The 14,955-nt window shown below is 36.5% G+C and carries 13 protein-coding genes and 4 tRNA genes; all 17 read left to right on the forward strand.

Annotated elements, in window-relative coordinates; translation table 11 throughout:
• Window positions 1-11: 11 nt before the first annotated feature.
• The 17 genes from ACQKNI_RS22630 (at window position 12) to rlmH (ending at window position 14,783) form a co-directional block, all read left to right on the forward strand.
• Window positions 12-947 (forward strand): YybS family protein, encoded by a 936-nt coding sequence (locus ACQKNI_RS22630; RefSeq protein WP_088233064.1) that lies wholly within the window; start codon window positions 12-14, stop codon window positions 945-947.
• 78 nt (window positions 948-1,025) lie between these two features.
• The gene (locus ACQKNI_RS22635) at window positions 1,026-2,999 is read left to right on the forward strand and encodes a DHH family phosphoesterase (protein WP_088233065.1); all 1,974 of its coding nucleotides are present in this window, start codon (window positions 1,026-1,028) and stop codon (window positions 2,997-2,999) included.
• On the forward strand, window positions 2,996-3,442 hold the full coding sequence (rplI, locus tag ACQKNI_RS22640) for a 50S ribosomal protein L9 (RefSeq protein WP_000864228.1): 447 nt from the start codon (window positions 2,996-2,998) through the stop codon (window positions 3,440-3,442). The genes ACQKNI_RS22635 and rplI overlap by 4 nt, the downstream gene beginning before the upstream one ends.
• Window positions 3,443-3,469: 27 nt before the next feature.
• Window positions 3,470-4,831 carry a replicative DNA helicase gene (gene dnaB / locus ACQKNI_RS22645; RefSeq protein ID WP_001286148.1) on the forward strand — a complete coding sequence of 454 codons (1,362 nt, stop codon included), beginning with the start codon at window positions 3,470-3,472 and terminating at the stop codon, window positions 4,829-4,831.
• A gap of 215 nt (window positions 4,832-5,046) precedes the next feature.
• Window positions 5,047-6,336 (forward strand): adenylosuccinate synthase, encoded by a 1,290-nt coding sequence (locus ACQKNI_RS22650; protein ID WP_088233066.1) that lies wholly within the window; start codon window positions 5,047-5,049, stop codon window positions 6,334-6,336.
• A 141-nt stretch (window positions 6,337-6,477) separates the two neighbouring features.
• Window positions 6,478-6,553 (forward strand) — tRNA-Lys (locus ACQKNI_RS22655).
• A gap of 13 nt (window positions 6,554-6,566) precedes the next feature.
• Window positions 6,567-6,638: transfer RNA gene (locus ACQKNI_RS22660), tRNA-Glu, on the forward strand.
• A gap of 22 nt (window positions 6,639-6,660) precedes the next feature.
• Window positions 6,661-6,736: transfer RNA gene (locus ACQKNI_RS22665), tRNA-Asp, on the forward strand.
• Between the two features lie 41 nt (window positions 6,737-6,777).
• Window positions 6,778-6,850: transfer RNA gene (locus ACQKNI_RS22670), tRNA-Phe, on the forward strand.
• A 437-nt stretch (window positions 6,851-7,287) separates the two neighbouring features.
• Entirely contained in the window at window positions 7,288-7,995 is a 708-nt protein-coding gene (walR, locus tag ACQKNI_RS22675; protein WP_000971865.1) for a cell wall metabolism DNA-binding response regulator WalR, read from the forward strand.
• Between the two features lie 3 nt (window positions 7,996-7,998).
• The gene (walK, locus tag ACQKNI_RS22680; protein ID WP_088233067.1) at window positions 7,999-9,840 is read left to right on the forward strand and encodes a cell wall metabolism sensor histidine kinase WalK; all 1,842 of its coding nucleotides are present in this window, start codon (window positions 7,999-8,001) and stop codon (window positions 9,838-9,840) included.
• Window positions 9,837-11,153, forward strand: coding sequence for a YycH family regulatory protein (locus ACQKNI_RS22685; protein ID WP_088233068.1), 1,317 nt, complete (start codon window positions 9,837-9,839; stop codon window positions 11,151-11,153). The genes walK and ACQKNI_RS22685 overlap by 4 nt, the downstream gene beginning before the upstream one ends.
• Window positions 11,134-11,976, forward strand: a complete 843-nt coding sequence (locus tag ACQKNI_RS22690) for a two-component system regulatory protein YycI (RefSeq protein ID WP_088233069.1) — start codon at window positions 11,134-11,136, stop codon at window positions 11,974-11,976. Before ACQKNI_RS22685 ends, ACQKNI_RS22690 begins: the two co-directional genes overlap by 20 nt.
• Window positions 11,960-12,754, forward strand: coding sequence for an MBL fold metallo-hydrolase (locus ACQKNI_RS22695; protein ID WP_000522832.1), 795 nt, complete (start codon window positions 11,960-11,962; stop codon window positions 12,752-12,754). The genes ACQKNI_RS22690 and ACQKNI_RS22695 overlap by 17 nt, the downstream gene beginning before the upstream one ends.
• A gap of 63 nt (window positions 12,755-12,817) precedes the next feature.
• Window positions 12,818-14,005 carry a S1C family serine protease gene (locus ACQKNI_RS22700; protein ID WP_088233070.1) on the forward strand — a complete coding sequence of 396 codons (1,188 nt, stop codon included), beginning with the start codon at window positions 12,818-12,820 and terminating at the stop codon, window positions 14,003-14,005.
• A gap of 53 nt (window positions 14,006-14,058) precedes the next feature.
• Window positions 14,059-14,244: a CxxH/CxxC protein gene (locus tag ACQKNI_RS22705; protein ID WP_098253418.1), complete on the forward strand. Its 186-nt coding sequence runs from the start codon at window positions 14,059-14,061 to the stop codon at window positions 14,242-14,244.
• Window positions 14,245-14,303: 59 nt separating this feature from the next.
• Window positions 14,304-14,783 carry a 23S rRNA (pseudouridine(1915)-N(3))-methyltransferase RlmH gene (gene rlmH / locus ACQKNI_RS22710; RefSeq protein WP_088233072.1) on the forward strand — a complete coding sequence of 160 codons (480 nt, stop codon included), beginning with the start codon at window positions 14,304-14,306 and terminating at the stop codon, window positions 14,781-14,783.
• Window positions 14,784-14,955: the final 172 nt, after the last annotated feature.

Genomic DNA, 14,955 nt, shown 5'->3' on the forward strand with positions numbered 1-14,955 from the left:
GAGGTTAAACGATGAAACAAACAAAGTTTATTACTGAAGGTGCAGCATTGTTAGCGATATATGCAATTTTATTGCTTATATCTATGTATGTTCCTATTTTAGGTACTGTTGTAACGTTTGCGTTGCCGTTACCATTTATATTATTAGCGCTAAGACATAGACTATCCAATGTACTTGTAATTTTTGTAGCAGCACTTTTTATTACAGTTATCGTGAGTCAGCCACTTAGTCTCATAAAGACGGTCATGTTCGGATTAATAGGTGTTGTATTAGGGTACATGTATAAAAAAGGGAAAAAACCAGTGGAAATATTGATAGCTGGGACAATGGGATATTTAATCGGTATGATGCTTATTTATGTCGGAAGTATAAAGTTTTTTGACATAGATCTAATAAAGCAAATGCAAAAAATGTTTAGTGAAAGTATTGCACAAAGCGAGAAAATAGTAAGTGCAGCAGGTATGCCGATTAGTAAGGAACAAAAAGAGTTATTTGGGCAATTTAATGATATATTACAAACTTTATTCCCAAGTTTGCTTGTAATGGTTTCGGTATGTTTTTCTTGGATTACAGTTATGGTATCGGGTAGTGTTTTAAAAAAGTTAAAGTATGATGTTACACCTTGGCCTAAATTTAAGGATATACAATTGCCTAAGAGTATTGTCTGGTATTACGTTATATTTATTTTGTTAGCAACTTTTATAAAAGTAGAACCAACATCATATTTACATATGGTATTTTCTAACCTAAATGTCATATTTGCTCTACTACTCGTACTGCAAGGTCTGACATTTATCACCTTTTTAGCACATAGAAAAGGTTTTACTAAAGGGGTTCCTATTATTAGTTTTATTGCCTGTATGTTTATCCCGATGCTGTTTCCTCTTGTAACAATCTTAGGTATAATTGATTTAGGGATTTCATTACGTTCTAAAATAGGAGGATAAAATAATATTCCTTATACTATTTTAATCTGTTTAACTAACTGGAAGGTGAGTTAGTTTTACTTTATAGGAGTTGTATACATGCCTGAATTTTATAAGAAACAGTGGTTTTTATATCCTGTTTATGTATTGGCATTTTTCGTGTTTGTGCTGATTTCAATCCTCTGTTATTTTCATTTAATTATGGGGATATCTTCCTTTTTTATTTTTTGTATTGTGCTTTTTGTTGTTGTACGATTTGAACTTACCTTTCAAAGGAATTTCGAAAAAAATACGACAGATATGATTACAAGGGTAAAGAAAGTGAGTAATGAAGCATTTAACCAAATGCCTATTGGTATTTTGTTATACAATAAGGATTATGGGATTGATTGGGCGAATCCTTATTTATCGTCATGTCTGGGGCAACACGCATTAGCTGGATGGCACCTTTACGATGTATCAGAAACGTTACTTCTTTTTATTAAGGGGGAAACATCTGATGATATAGTCTCTTTGAATAATCGAAAGTTTCGTGTTTTTGTAAGAAAAGAAGAAAAGTTAATTTATTTCTTTGATGTAACGGAACAAACGGAGATCGAAAAGATGTATGAGGATCAACGTACTGTGTTAGCTGTCATTTATTTAGATAATTATGATGAGGTTACGCAAGGATTAGATGATCAATTACGTACGAATATAACAAGTCTTGTGACATCTAGATTAAATGAATGGGCTCTTAAGTATGGGGCGTATTTAAAACGTGCATCTTCAGAAAGATTCTTCGTTGTACTAAATGAAAGTATTTTAGCGCAAATGGAGAAAGGGAAATTTAGCATTTTAGATCAAGTACGTGAAGAAACATCCAAAAGGAATATTCCCCTTACATTAAGTGTAGGTGTCGGATCAGGTGATTTACCTTTATCAGAGCTTGGGGCAATGGCTCAATCTGGTTTAGACCTTGCGCTTGGCCGTGGTGGAGATCAAGTAGCTATTAAACAAGCGACAGGTAAAGTTAAATTTTATGGCGGTAAGACAAATCCGGTTGAAAAACGTACTCGTGTACGTGCTAGAGTTATTTCGCACGCATTAAAGGATTTAGTATTAGAAAGTAGTAATGTCATTATAATGGGGCATAGAGCTCCTGATATGGATGCAATTGGTGCTGCGATTGGTATTTTAAAGGTAGCTCAATTAAATGAGCGTAAAGGATATATTGTATTAGATGAAAATGATTCGGATAAGGGAATTAAGCGTTTGATGGATAAAGTGAAACAAAACGAAGAGTTATGGTCTCACTTTATTACACCAGTACAAGCGATGGAATTTGCAAATGAGGATTCCTTACTTGTTGTTGTTGATACGCATAAACCTTCCATGGTGATGGAGGAAAAACTGTTACATAAAATTGAAAATGTAGTGGTTATTGACCATCACCGCCGAGGGGAAGACTTTATTGAAGATCCATTGCTTGTTTATATGGAGCCATATGCTTCTTCGACGGCAGAACTTGTTACGGAACTACTTGAGTATCAACCAAAAAGTTTAAAAATGACAATGTTAGAAGCGACAGCGTTGTTAGCAGGTATTATTGTTGATACGAAAAGCTTTACATTCCGGACGGGAGCTCGTACATTTGATGCTGCTTCTTATTTACGCTCACATGGCGCAGACACTGTACTTGTACAAGAATTGTTAAAAGAAGATATGGATCAGTATTTACGAGTTGCAAAAGCTATTAAAAATGCGTACATTTATAAAAATGGAATTGCAATTGCAAAAGTTGATAGTAATGATTACTACGACCAAGTGCTTATTGCGCAATCAGCGGACACGTTATTAACAATGACGGGTATTATCGCATCATTTGTTATTGCGAAACGCGGAGAGAATTTCATTGGGATTAGCGGCAGGTCTTTAGGTGAAGTGAATGTGCAGCTAGTCATGGAAAATTTAGGAGGTGGCGGGCATTTGACGAATGCAGCCACACAAATGAAAAATGTTACAGTAGATGAAGCTGAGGAGAAGCTTCGATTTATTATTGATGACTATTTACAGGGAGGCACACAATCATGAAAGTAATTTTTCTAAAAGACGTAAAAGGTAAAGGTAAAAAAGGAGAAGTAAAAAACGTACCAGATGGCTATGCAAATAACTTCTTACTAAAACAAGGTTTAGCTGCTGAAGCGACAAATAGCAGTATGAAAACTTTAGAAGCTCAAAAGCGCAAAGAAGAAAAAGATGCGGCAGCAGAGCTTGAAAATGCAAAAGAATTAAAAGAAACATTAGAGAAACTAACTGTAGAATTAAAGGCTAAGTCTGGAGAAGGCGGCCGTTTATTCGGTTCTATCACAAGCAAACAAATCGTAGATGCTATGCAAAAATCACACAAGATTAAACTTGATAAACGTAAATTTGAAATGGATGATGCAATTCGTGCATTAGGCTATACAAACGTTACTGTGAAATTGCATCCGCAAGTAACAGCAACAGTAAAAGTTCATGTTAGTGAACAATAAAAATAAGTTAAGTAAGGAGGATTGCGTATGAGTGATGTACTTGCTGATCGTACCCCTCCGCATAATATAGAGGCTGAGCAGGCGGTTTTAGGGGCCATATTGATTGATCAAGATGCGTTAACATCAGCATCAGAGTTATTGGTACCTGATTCATTCTATCGAACGAAACATCAAAAGATTTTTGAAGTTATGCTTGGGCTGTCTGATAAGGGGGAACCAATCGACTTAGTAATGATGACGTCAGCAATGGCTGATCAAGGGTTACTAGAAGAAGTTGGCGGGGTTTCTTACTTAGCAGAGTTAGCGGAAGTTGTTCCAACTGCTGCTAACGTAGAATATTACGCACGCATCATCGCTGAAAAAGCGCTGTTACGTCGTTTAATTCGTACAGCGACTCATATCGTTTCTGATGGATATGAGAGAGAAGACGATGTGGATGGTCTTTTAAATGAGGCTGAGAAAAAAATACTAGAAGTATCACATCAAACGAATGCGAAAGCATTCCAAAATATTAAAGACGTTCTTGTAGATGCTTACGATAAAATTGAACTTTTGCATAATCAAAAAGGTGAAGTTACCGGGATACCAACTGGATTTACTGAATTAGATAAGATGACGGCGGGGTTCCAGCGAAATGATTTAATCATCGTGGCGGCACGTCCATCGGTAGGGAAAACGGCATTTTCATTAAATATCGCACAAAACGTAGCGACGAAAACAGATGAAAATGTAGCGATTTTTAGTCTAGAGATGGGTGCTGATCAGCTTGTTATGCGTATGCTTTGTGCAGAAGGAAATATTGATGCACAAAGACTTCGTACTGGATCATTAACTTCTGATGATTGGGCGAAATTAACAATGGCAATGGGTAGCCTTTCTAACGCCGGTATCTATATTGATGATACGCCAGGGATTAAAGTAAATGAGATTCGAGCAAAATGTCGTAGATTAAAACAAGAACAGGGTCTTGGTATGATCTTGATTGACTACTTGCAGCTTATTCAAGGGAGCGGAAAATCAGGAGAAAACCGTCAGCAGGAAGTATCTGAGATTTCACGTACATTAAAAGGAATCGCACGTGAATTGCAAGTGCCTGTTATTGCCTTATCGCAGTTATCTCGTGGTGTAGAATCTCGTCAAGATAAACGCCCGATGATGTCTGACATTCGTGAATCAGGAAGTATCGAGCAGGATGCTGATATTGTAGCCTTCTTATATCGTGAGGATTACTATGATCGCGAAACAGAAAACAAAAATACAATTGAGATTATTATTGCAAAGCAGCGTAACGGTCCCGTAGGCTCAGTAGAGCTTGCATTCGTTAAAGAGTTCAATAAGTTCGTTAACTTAGAACGTCGCTTCGAGGATGGACATGCGCCACCTGCATAAAGATAGTATAAAAAAGAAACGCATTTCTTATAATAAGATGTGTTTCTTTTTTTTTATAGTAAAGATAAGGCTTTCACAAGGGAAATTCATATTTCTTACGAACGAAAATGTTTTTTGATAAAAAAATGTTCGCTTTTTGGTTGACTTCTCTTTCGGTTTTGGTACAATTATATTGTTTGAATAGATCGTTTGAAAATTGCGGAGGTGCTTGAATAATGTCTTCAGTAGTAGTTGTAGGAACACAATGGGGCGATGAAGGAAAAGGTAAAATTACTGACTTTCTTTCTGAGCATGCGGAAGTAGTTGCAAGATATCAAGGTGGAAATAACGCGGGACATACAATTGTTTTCGGCGGAGTTAAATATAAATTACACTTAATCCCATCTGGTATTTTCTATAAAGAAAAAATTTGTGTAATCGGAAACGGCTTAGTAGTAGATCCGAAAGCATTACTTGAAGAGTTAAAATACTTACACGATCGTGGTGTAAGTACTGATAATTTACGCGTAAGTAACCGTGCGCACGTTATTTTACCTTATCACTTAAAACAAGATGAGTTAGAAGAAGCTAGCAAAGGTGATGACAAAATCGGTACAACGAAAAAAGGTATCGGTCCTGCATATATGGATAAAGCTGCTCGTATTGGTATTCGTATGGCTGATCTTTTAGACCGTGAAGCATTTAAAGAGAAGCTTGAGCGCAACTTAGCACAAAAAAATCGTTTATTTGAAAAAATGTACGATACAGAAGGTTTCAGTGTAGAGGAAATCTTCGAAGAGTACTTCGAGTACGGACAGCAAATCGCACAATATGTATGTGATACGTCTGTTGTATTAAATGATGCATTAGATAACAATCACCGTGTACTATTTGAAGGTGCACAAGGTGTTATGCTTGATATTGACCACGGTACGTACCCATTTGTTACATCTTCTAACCCGATTGCTGGTGGTGTAACAGTTGGAACTGGAGTTGGTCCTGCGAAAGTCACTCGCGTTGTAGGTGTATGTAAAGCATATACAAGCCGCGTTGGTGATGGCCCGTTCCCTACTGAGCTTCATGATGAAATTGGTCATCAAATTCGTGAAGTTGGTCGTGAGTATGGAACGACAACTGGTCGTCCTCGCCGTGTAGGTTGGTTCGATAGCGTTGTTGTAAGACATGCACGTCGTGTTAGTGGTTTAACGGATCTATCATTAAATTCTATCGACGTTCTAACAGGTATTCCAACTCTTAAAATCTGTGTTGGTTACAAATACAATGGCGAAGTTATTGATGAAGTTCCAGCAAACTTAAACATTTTAGCGAAATGTGAGCCTGTATATGAAGAGCTTCCAGGTTGGGAAGAAGATATTACTAGTGTAAGATCATTAGACGAACTTCCTGAAAATGCACGAAAATACGTAGAACGTGTTTCTGAGTTAACAGGAATTCAATTATCTATGTTCTCAGTTGGACCGGATCGTAACCAAACAAATATCGTTCGTAACGTATACGAAGCTTAATTGATATTTTTAAGAAAAAACTCATGTTTTCATGGGTTTTTTCTTATCTTTTATAAAAAAATAAAAAAAGGTATTGCAAAAATAAAAGATAATATGTTATGATACATCTTGTCGTCACGAAAATATGACGTTGGTGAGTATGAGCCATTAGCTCAGTTGGTAGAGCATCTGACTTTTAATCAGAGGGTCGAAGGTTCGAGTCCTTCATGGCTCACCATTTTATTTTTCGTGGCCCGTTGGTCAAGTGGTTAAGACACCGCCCTTTCACGGCGGTAACACGGGTTCGAATCCCGTACGGGTCATGTTTTTTTTATGTTCATTTTTGGTCCCGTGGTGTAGTGGTTAACATGCCTGCCTGTCACGCAGGAGATCGCCGGTTCGACCCCGGTCGGGACCGCCACTTTTGTTTATACCACCATTAGTGGTTTTATATATAGTTTTGGCTCGGTAGCTCAGTCGGTAGAGCAGAGGACTGAAAATCCTCGTGTCGGCGGTTCGATTCCGTCCCGAGCCACTCTCAGGATATTAAGTGGGCCCACTTAATATCCTTTTTATTTGTGTAATTTTACAAAAGTGAGTAGTTATTTTAAAATAGAACGAGGAGCCTCTAGCAGTTGAAGCTAGAGGTTTTTCTATAGATCGTATAGGATTCCGTGTAAAAGTGGATCATACGTGAGTCTGTGAGAATAGAGGAGAAGTACTTAAACAAGGGATGCGGTCATATAGGGGACATACTATGTAGACATCAATGTGTTTAGGGATTATTGACCATATTTTTACCCCGCTATTTACCGGGCAGTAAGACCCTACCTCAAAATTCAGCGGAGGTAAAGAAGTTAGCTGCGGGATCAACTGCCCGTAAATGCCCGATTGGTGCTGGCTAATAATCGGTGGGAGATGAAGAACCTCCCCGACCGATTAAAGTTTCACTTTATAAGGAGGAAATAGACGATGATGGGAAAGAAAATTTTAGTAGTTGATGATGAAAAGCCGATTGCGGATATTTTGAAGTTCAACCTAGAAAAAGAAGGCTTTGAAATTGTAATGGCGCATGATGGTGATGAAGCAATTGAGAAAGCAAATGAAGAACAGCCAGATATGGTTTTATTAGATATTATGCTACCAGGTAAAGATGGCTTAGAGGTTTGCCGTGAAATACGAAAAAGCTCAGAAATGCCGATTATTATGCTTACAGCAAAGGACTCTGAAATTGATAAAGTATTAGGGCTTGAGCTTGGAGCTGATGATTACGTAACAAAGCCATTTAGTACAAGGGAATTACTTGCTCGTGTTAAGGCGAATTTACGCCGTCATCAGCAAGGTGGTGCTGCAGAAAAAGAAGAAAATACGGAAATGGTTATTGGGCCAATTGTTATTAATCCAAATGCCTATAGTGTAACAAAGCGTGAAGAAAATATTGAGCTTACACATCGTGAATTTGAATTACTACATTATTTAGCCAAACATTTAGGACAAGTTATGACACGTGAACATTTATTACAAACAGTTTGGGGTTATGACTATTTTGGAGATGTTCGTACAGTAGACGTAACAGTACGTCGTTTACGTGAAAAAATTGAAGATAATCCAAGCCATCCTACTTTAATTGTAACTAGACGTGGAGTAGGGTATTACTTGCGTGACCCAGAGCAGGAATAGTATATGAAGAAAGTTGGTTTTTTTCAATCTATTCATTTAAAATTTGTGCTCATATATATGTTATTAATATTGATAGCTATGCAAGTTATTGGGGTATACTTCGTGAGGGAGTTAGAAAAGAGCCTTGTACAAGGTTTTAGGGATTCTTTAACACAGCAAACAAACTTATTAGCATATAACTTGAAACAAGAGTTTAAAAAAAGTTATACAAAAGGAGAAACAGAATCAACAGACGAAACGATAAAAACTTCCATTCGAAAATTTGCCTCTGATCGAAAGAAAGATATTCAAGAGGTAAGTGTATTTGATTCGAATAGGAAGTTAATAGCTATTTCAGATGAGTCGAAGCAAAATAAGGTGAATAGAACATCAACTGATATAGCTGTTCAGCGAGTATTGGTACAAAAAAAGCCGGAAGTGAAAATTGAGAAGGATGGTCGTACAGGTCATCGTGTACAAGTGATGATTACGCCTATTCTGGATGATAACGGCAAGGATGCACTTGGTGTTATTTACGTTGTTGCATCTATGGAAGATGTTTATAAACAAATGAAGGATATTAATCAAATTTTTGCAACTGGAACAGTTATTGCATTACTCGTAACAGCTGTACTTGGAATTTTGTTAGCTCAAACTATTACGAGACCAATTTCAGATATGCGAAGACAAGCAATTGAAATGGCAAAAGGAAACTATTCAAGAAAAGTAAAAGTGCATAGCCATGATGAAATTGGACAACTAGCATTATCTTTTAATAATTTATCAAAAAAACTACAACAAGCTCGCTCTTCAACAGAAAGCGAAAGACGTAAATTATCATCCGTTTTATCACATATGACAGATGGAGTAATTGCTACTGACCGAAAAGGAGATATTATTTTATTAAATGACCCTGCGGAAAAGATGCTAAATGTTTCGCGTGAAACAGCGCTCGACCAATCTGTTTTAGAGGTATTAGGGATACAGGAAGAATTTACGCTTGATCATTTATATGAAGAACCAGACTCTGTTTTATTAGATTTTAGTACAAGAAATGAACCATATATTTTACGTGCTAGTTTCTCTGTTATTCAAAAAGAGACAGGAAAGGCAAATGGTTTAATTGCTGTATTATATGATGTAACAGAGCAGGAGCGTATAGAGCGAGAACGCCGTGAATTTGTGGCGAACGTCTCTCATGAATTAAGAACGCCATTAACAACAATGCGTAGTTACTTAGAGGCGCTTACGGATGGCGCATGGCAAGATCCAAATATTGCGCCACAATTTTTAACAGTTACACAAGAAGAAACAGAAAGAATGATTAGACTTGTAAATGCGTTGTTGCAACTATCTAAACTCGATAGTACAGAACATCGTTTAATGAAAGAGTGGGTCGACTTTACTGACTTCTTTAATAACATTATTGATCGATTTGAAATGTCTAAAGAGCAAAATGTAAGTTTCAAACGATCTTTCTCTAAGAAATCCCGATTTATTGATATGGATACGGACAAAATTACCCAAGTTTTGTATAACATTATTTCTAATGCATTAAAGTATTCACCAGAAGGTGGAACGGTAACATATCGTTTGCGTGATCGCGGGGATTTATTAGAAATTAGTATAAGTGACCAAGGGATGGGTATTCCGAAAGAAAACGTTGATAAAATCTTTGAGCGCTTTTATCGCGTAGATAAAGCGCGCTCAAGGCAAATGGGTGGTACAGGACTTGGATTAGCAATTGCGAAAGAAATGATTGAGGCGCACGGTGGTTCGATTTGGGCGAAAAGTGAGGAAGGAAAAGGGACAACTATTTACTTCACATTGCCGATGGCAGCGGATGAAGAGGACGATTGGGAATGAGTATGGAAAACTTTAAAACGATAGTTTTAATTAATTTAGTTGTAATTAGTCTATTCCTTACCTTTAACTTATGGACATATGTGCCGGATTCCACGTCTATGCAAAATACAAAATTTGTGCAGGGGAATGAAGGAACTAGTCAAACGAAAATTTCTGATGTAATCCGTCCCAGTTCTATCATCGTGCATAAAGATAAAAATCATTATGGAAGCAGAAGAGAGGAAGATATAGAATCAATCTATAGACCCTTGGAAACAGGGGAGTTACATGATTTTAGAGAAATCTCGATCGCTAAGGGTGATTTCCTTTCTTATGTACATGGTGAAGGGAAAATTGAGCTTATTTTCCCTACCAATATCCCATTTGATGCAGTTAAATCTATGTTTAATCTGAAAGAAAAAAGTATAGATAGGCCTAAACATTTTAATCGCATTATTCTCGACCCTTCTAGAAGTAGGGATCAAGAAATTAAAATTAACTTTGTGTCTTATGACGATAACTTTAGAATATATGAAGCAAAATTAAGTGGTGTGTATTTAAAAGATATTGTTAATGCGCAAAATCAATTTATAGTATCAGCAAAACCATATTTTGATTATCAAATTAATGATACGAAAAAGATATTTTTACCAGATGGAACGACAGAATTAAACAATATCACATATATTTCATCTAATTTGGCAGTGGATACATTTAAGAATTCTCTTTTTAGTGATCCACGTTATTTAAGCCCTATTACCGAGGGATCGAAAGAAACATTTACAGATGGTATTAGGTCCATGGAGATTGAAAACGATCATCACATGCTAAAGTATAAAAACTCTTCTGTCTCAAGCGAGAAAGCTATAGATAATTTAATGCTTTTACAAAAAAGTTTTGAATTTGTGAGTGGTCACAGTGGGAGCTTGGATTCCTATCGTTTGGACTATGTGAATAAAGGCCATTCAGTATTTCGTTTGCATGAAGATGGATATTCCGTATTCAATACAGAGGGGTTAGCTGAATTGAAACAAGTATGGGGATCAGAAGAAGTGATGGAATATGAAAGACCATTGCTGTCTTTAAATACGAAGGGCATAGAACAAAATGTTACTCTTCCATCAGGGCATGTTGTAATAGCATCCTTAGAAAAGAATGCAGAGATAGATAAACGATTAATTAAAGACATTGGTATTGGATATAAGTTATCACTAGATGGGCAAGTAGTTCGACTACAGCCAATTTGGTATGTAAAGCTTGCTGAAGATGAAGCTGGTAAACAAAAAATATATGAGTGGAGTGAGGGAGGACTAAATGGATTGGGATCGGATTAAAACTATATTTATTGTGACCTTTTTTGTTTTGGACCTCTTTCTCATTTTTCAATTCATTCAAAAGCAAGATAGTAATCAATTGGAGCTTATTGCAGAAACAAAAATAGATCAAGAATTAAAAGCAAACAAAATTACAATGGGTAATTTCCCTAAAGAACCGAAAAAAGAGTCGTTTATTAGGGCGGAGAACAAGGCCTTTAAAGAAGAAGATATACAGTCTTTAAAAAATCAAACGGCGCATCTACAAAATATGTACAAGATAGAAAGTAAGTTAAAAGAACCGTTTTTAAATACAAAATCAGTATCAAAAGATAAGTATAATGAATTTTTGAAGAACTATGTATTGGATGGACAAAAGTATGAGTTTGGAGCGATGAAAGACTCTAAAATTTACTTCTTCCAGAAATATAAAGATAAGCCTATTTTCTATAATGATCAGGCAATGATTGTTGTGGAATTAAATGAAAAAAATGAGCTTGTTTCGTACACCCAGACGATGCTAACGGATTTAAAAGAAATGGGCGAGAGTGAGAAAACGAAACAGCAAGAAATTATTCCTGCTCAAACGGCTTTAGAAAATTTGTATTTAAAAAATAAAATTCATGGAAATACGCATGTAAAAGAAGCGCAAATTGGTTATGCCACACTTACCGCTTCTACTTCTAATAACCAAGTGCTCGCTCCAACATGGAATTTAAAAACGGATCAGAAGCAGGATTTCTTTGTGAATGCGATTGAAGGACAGGTTATGGAATTAGGAGAAAAGGAAAATCAAGTGGTTGATGAACATACTGGAGTGAGAAAGAATGGGGTTGCATTTTAGTGTACTTGCAAGTGGAAGTACAGGGAATATGTTATATGTAGGAACAGATGAAAAAAAATTACTCGTCGATGCAGGTTTAAGTGGTAAAGCTACAGAGGCTTTATTTAAGCAAGCTGAACTGAATATAAATGACATATCAGGCATCCTCGTGACACATGAGCATAGTGATCATATTAAGGGATTAGGTGTATTGGCGCGTAAATATGATTTACCGGTTTATGCGAACGAGAAAACATGGAATGCAATGGAACATTTAATAGGAAATATCCCAACTGAGCAAAAGTTTATTTTCTCAGTTGGAGATGTGAAAACATTTGGGGATATTGAGGTTGAATCATTTGGGGTCTCTCATGATGCGGCAGAACCGATGTTTTATGCTTTTCATAACAACAATAGAAAGTTAGCCCTTATTACAGATACAGGATACGTAAGTGACCGTATGAAAGGTGTTATTAAGGGAGCGAATGCTTTCGTATTTGAAAGTAATCATGATGTGGAAATGCTTCGTATGGGGCGTTACCCGTGGAGTATTAAACGACGTATTTTAAGCGATGTGGGACACGTTTGTAATGAGGATGCTGCATTGGCGATGGCAGATGTAATTACAGATGAAACAAAACATATTTATTTAGCCCATTTAAGCTTAGATAACAATATGAAAGAATTAGCACGTATGTCTGTATCACAAGTATTAGAGGAAAAGGGATTTGGAGTAGGAGAATCCTTTGAAATACATGATACAGATCCAAAAATGCCTACGAAAATTCAATACGTATAATTCTTCATTTTAGTAAACAATAAAGGTGAATATAGTTGTTTTCAGGAAGATAGGTGAACAAATATGTCCTTTATTGATGAAGAAAAATATCGTATTAAACGTGCAGGGAAAAAGAAACATAAAGGTATTGTTATTTCTAGTATAGCCGGAACAATTGTAGGGGCTTCATTGTTTGCATTTGGAGCTCCTTTATTTTCAAATGATGCAGGTAAGCTTCCGCAAGCTGAAGCAAGTGAAAAAAATATGGCTGAAGCTCAAAATGGAAATGTACCTGTTAAACAAGTTAGCTTTGTAGACGCTGTTGATCGTGCCTCGGAGGCTGTTGTTGGTGTTATTAATATTCAACGAGACGATTTTTCGGAGGCTGATTCGGAAGCCGGTACAGGCTCTGGTGTGATTTATAAGAAAACAGGTGGACATGCGTATATTGTAACAAATAACCACGTTGTTGCTGGGGCGAATCGCATTGAAGTGAGCTTAAGTGACGGTAAGAAAGTTCCAGGTAAAGTATTAGGAACTGATGTAGTCACGGACTTAGCAGTACTAGAAATAGATGCGAAGTATGTGAAAAAGGTAATTGAAATTGGCGATTCTAATACTGTTCGTAGAGGGGAACCAGTCATTGCGATTGGAAACCCGCTTGGACTGCAATTTTCTGGGACTGTTACACAAGGTATTATTTCAGCTAGTGAACGCATTGTTCCTGTAGATCTAGATCAAGATGGGCATTATGATTGGCAAGTAGAAGTATTGCAAACAGATGCAGCGATTAATCCAGGTAATAGTGGTGGTGCGCTTGTAAATGCAGCAGGACAATTAATCGGTATTAACTCAATGAAAATTGCTGCAAAGGAAGTAGAAGGAATTGGACTAGCAATTCCGGTTACTAGAGCGGTTCCGATTATGAATGAACTTGAGAAGTACGGAAAAGTAAGAAGACCTTATGTTGGCATTGAACTTAGGTCATTAAATGAAATTCCGAATTATTATTGGTCAAAAACATTACAGTTACCAGGAAATGTGACGGAGGGCGTTTGTATTTTAGATGTGAAAAGCCCTTCTCCAGGTGCAGAAGCTGGTTTACGAGAACATGATGTTATTGTGGCGGTAGATGGAAAACCGATCCGCGATATTATTGGGTTCCGCACGGCCTTATATGATAAGAAAATTAATGATAAAATGACTTTGACATTTTATCGTGGTACAAAACGAGCAACAACAACGGTGAAATTAGGCATTCAAAAGTATTAAAAACAGGAGGGCCTACCTCCTGTTTTCTATTGTAGAAAAGTGAGGTGAAGAATATGAATTTACCTTGTTGTTTAGAACACGTGGAATTAGCGCTAGATATTATTGTGGATGAATGTGAAGTCGCGCCGGTTATCAACAATGTGGATAACTCTGAAAATGAGAAAAAAACATGTGAATTTTGTCAAAATGAGGCGACATATGTTGTATCGAACACAGATTCCCACACAATATGTGGGTAACAATTGTGGATATGTGGATAAGTTGTGTGGATAACATGTTTGTAAGGTGGGGAATACGTGTGAATATCTCGATTATTTCAATTGGGAAATTAAAAGAAAAATATTTAAAACAAGGTATAGCAGAATACTTAAAACGATTATCTGCATACGCAAAAGTAGAAGTAATTGAATTGCCAGATGAAAAAGCACCAGAAAATTTAAGTGAAGCTGAAATGCTAATTGTAAAGGAAAAAGAAGGTATACGTATACTGGATAAAATTTCTGATGATACGCATGTGATTGCGTTAGCGATAGAAGGAAAACAAAAATCATCAGAAGAATTTGCGGTAAGTCTAGATCGTCTTGCTACATATGGAAAGAGTAAAGTGGCATTTGTAATTGGTGGATCACTTGGACTAAGTTCAGAAGTAATGAAGCGTTCAAATGAGTCACTTTCTTTTTCAAAGATGACATTGCCACACCAATTAATGCGATTAGTATTGCTTGAGCAAGTGTATAGAGCATATCGTATTAATCGCGGTGAACCGTATCATAAATAAAATTACTTTTTGTATATAAAAAGAGTAAAAAAGACCATTGGACAAAAATCACCGATGGTCTTTTACACATTAATAGGTGGTATATCGATTTCCTAAAATAAGTATGTTTCTATTTCTAAAAAAGTATGCTGTAATATGAAGAGGAAAAAATTATAAGTAGTCAGAGAAGTGA

It is taken from the genome of Bacillus sp. NPDC094064, from assembly GCF_050279585.1.
Lineage (GTDB): Bacteria > Bacillota > Bacilli > Bacillales > Bacillaceae_G > Bacillus_A.

Excerpts from the sequence above, each read along its gene's own strand:
- ACQKNI_RS22635 (WP_088233065.1), top strand. The coding sequence starts at position 1,026 with ATGCCTGAATTTTATAAGAAACAGTGGTTTTTATATCCTGTTTATGTA.
- ACQKNI_RS22650 (WP_088233066.1), top strand. The coding sequence starts at position 5,047 with ATGTCTTCAGTAGTAGTTGTAGGAACACAATGGGGCGATGAAGGAAAA.
- ACQKNI_RS22700 (WP_088233070.1), top strand. The coding sequence starts at position 12,818 with ATGTCCTTTATTGATGAAGAAAAATATCGTATTAAACGTGCAGGGAAA.
- ACQKNI_RS22695 (WP_000522832.1), top strand. The coding sequence starts at position 11,960 with ATGGGGTTGCATTTTAGTGTACTTGCAAGTGGAAGTACAGGGAATATG.
- ACQKNI_RS22685 (WP_088233068.1), top strand. The coding sequence starts at position 9,837 with ATGAGTATGGAAAACTTTAAAACGATAGTTTTAATTAATTTAGTTGTA.
- ACQKNI_RS22690 (WP_088233069.1), top strand. The coding sequence starts at position 11,134 with ATGGATTGGGATCGGATTAAAACTATATTTATTGTGACCTTTTTTGTT.
- dnaB (WP_001286148.1), top strand. The coding sequence starts at position 3,470 with ATGAGTGATGTACTTGCTGATCGTACCCCTCCGCATAATATAGAGGCT.
- walR (WP_000971865.1), top strand. The coding sequence starts at position 7,288 with ATGATGGGAAAGAAAATTTTAGTAGTTGATGATGAAAAGCCGATTGCG.
- ACQKNI_RS22630 (WP_088233064.1), top strand. The coding sequence starts at position 12 with ATGAAACAAACAAAGTTTATTACTGAAGGTGCAGCATTGTTAGCGATA.
- walK (WP_088233067.1), top strand. The coding sequence starts at position 7,999 with ATGAAGAAAGTTGGTTTTTTTCAATCTATTCATTTAAAATTTGTGCTC.
- ACQKNI_RS22705 (WP_098253418.1), top strand. The coding sequence starts at position 14,059 with ATGAATTTACCTTGTTGTTTAGAACACGTGGAATTAGCGCTAGATATT.
- rplI (WP_000864228.1), top strand. The coding sequence starts at position 2,996 with ATGAAAGTAATTTTTCTAAAAGACGTAAAAGGTAAAGGTAAAAAAGGA.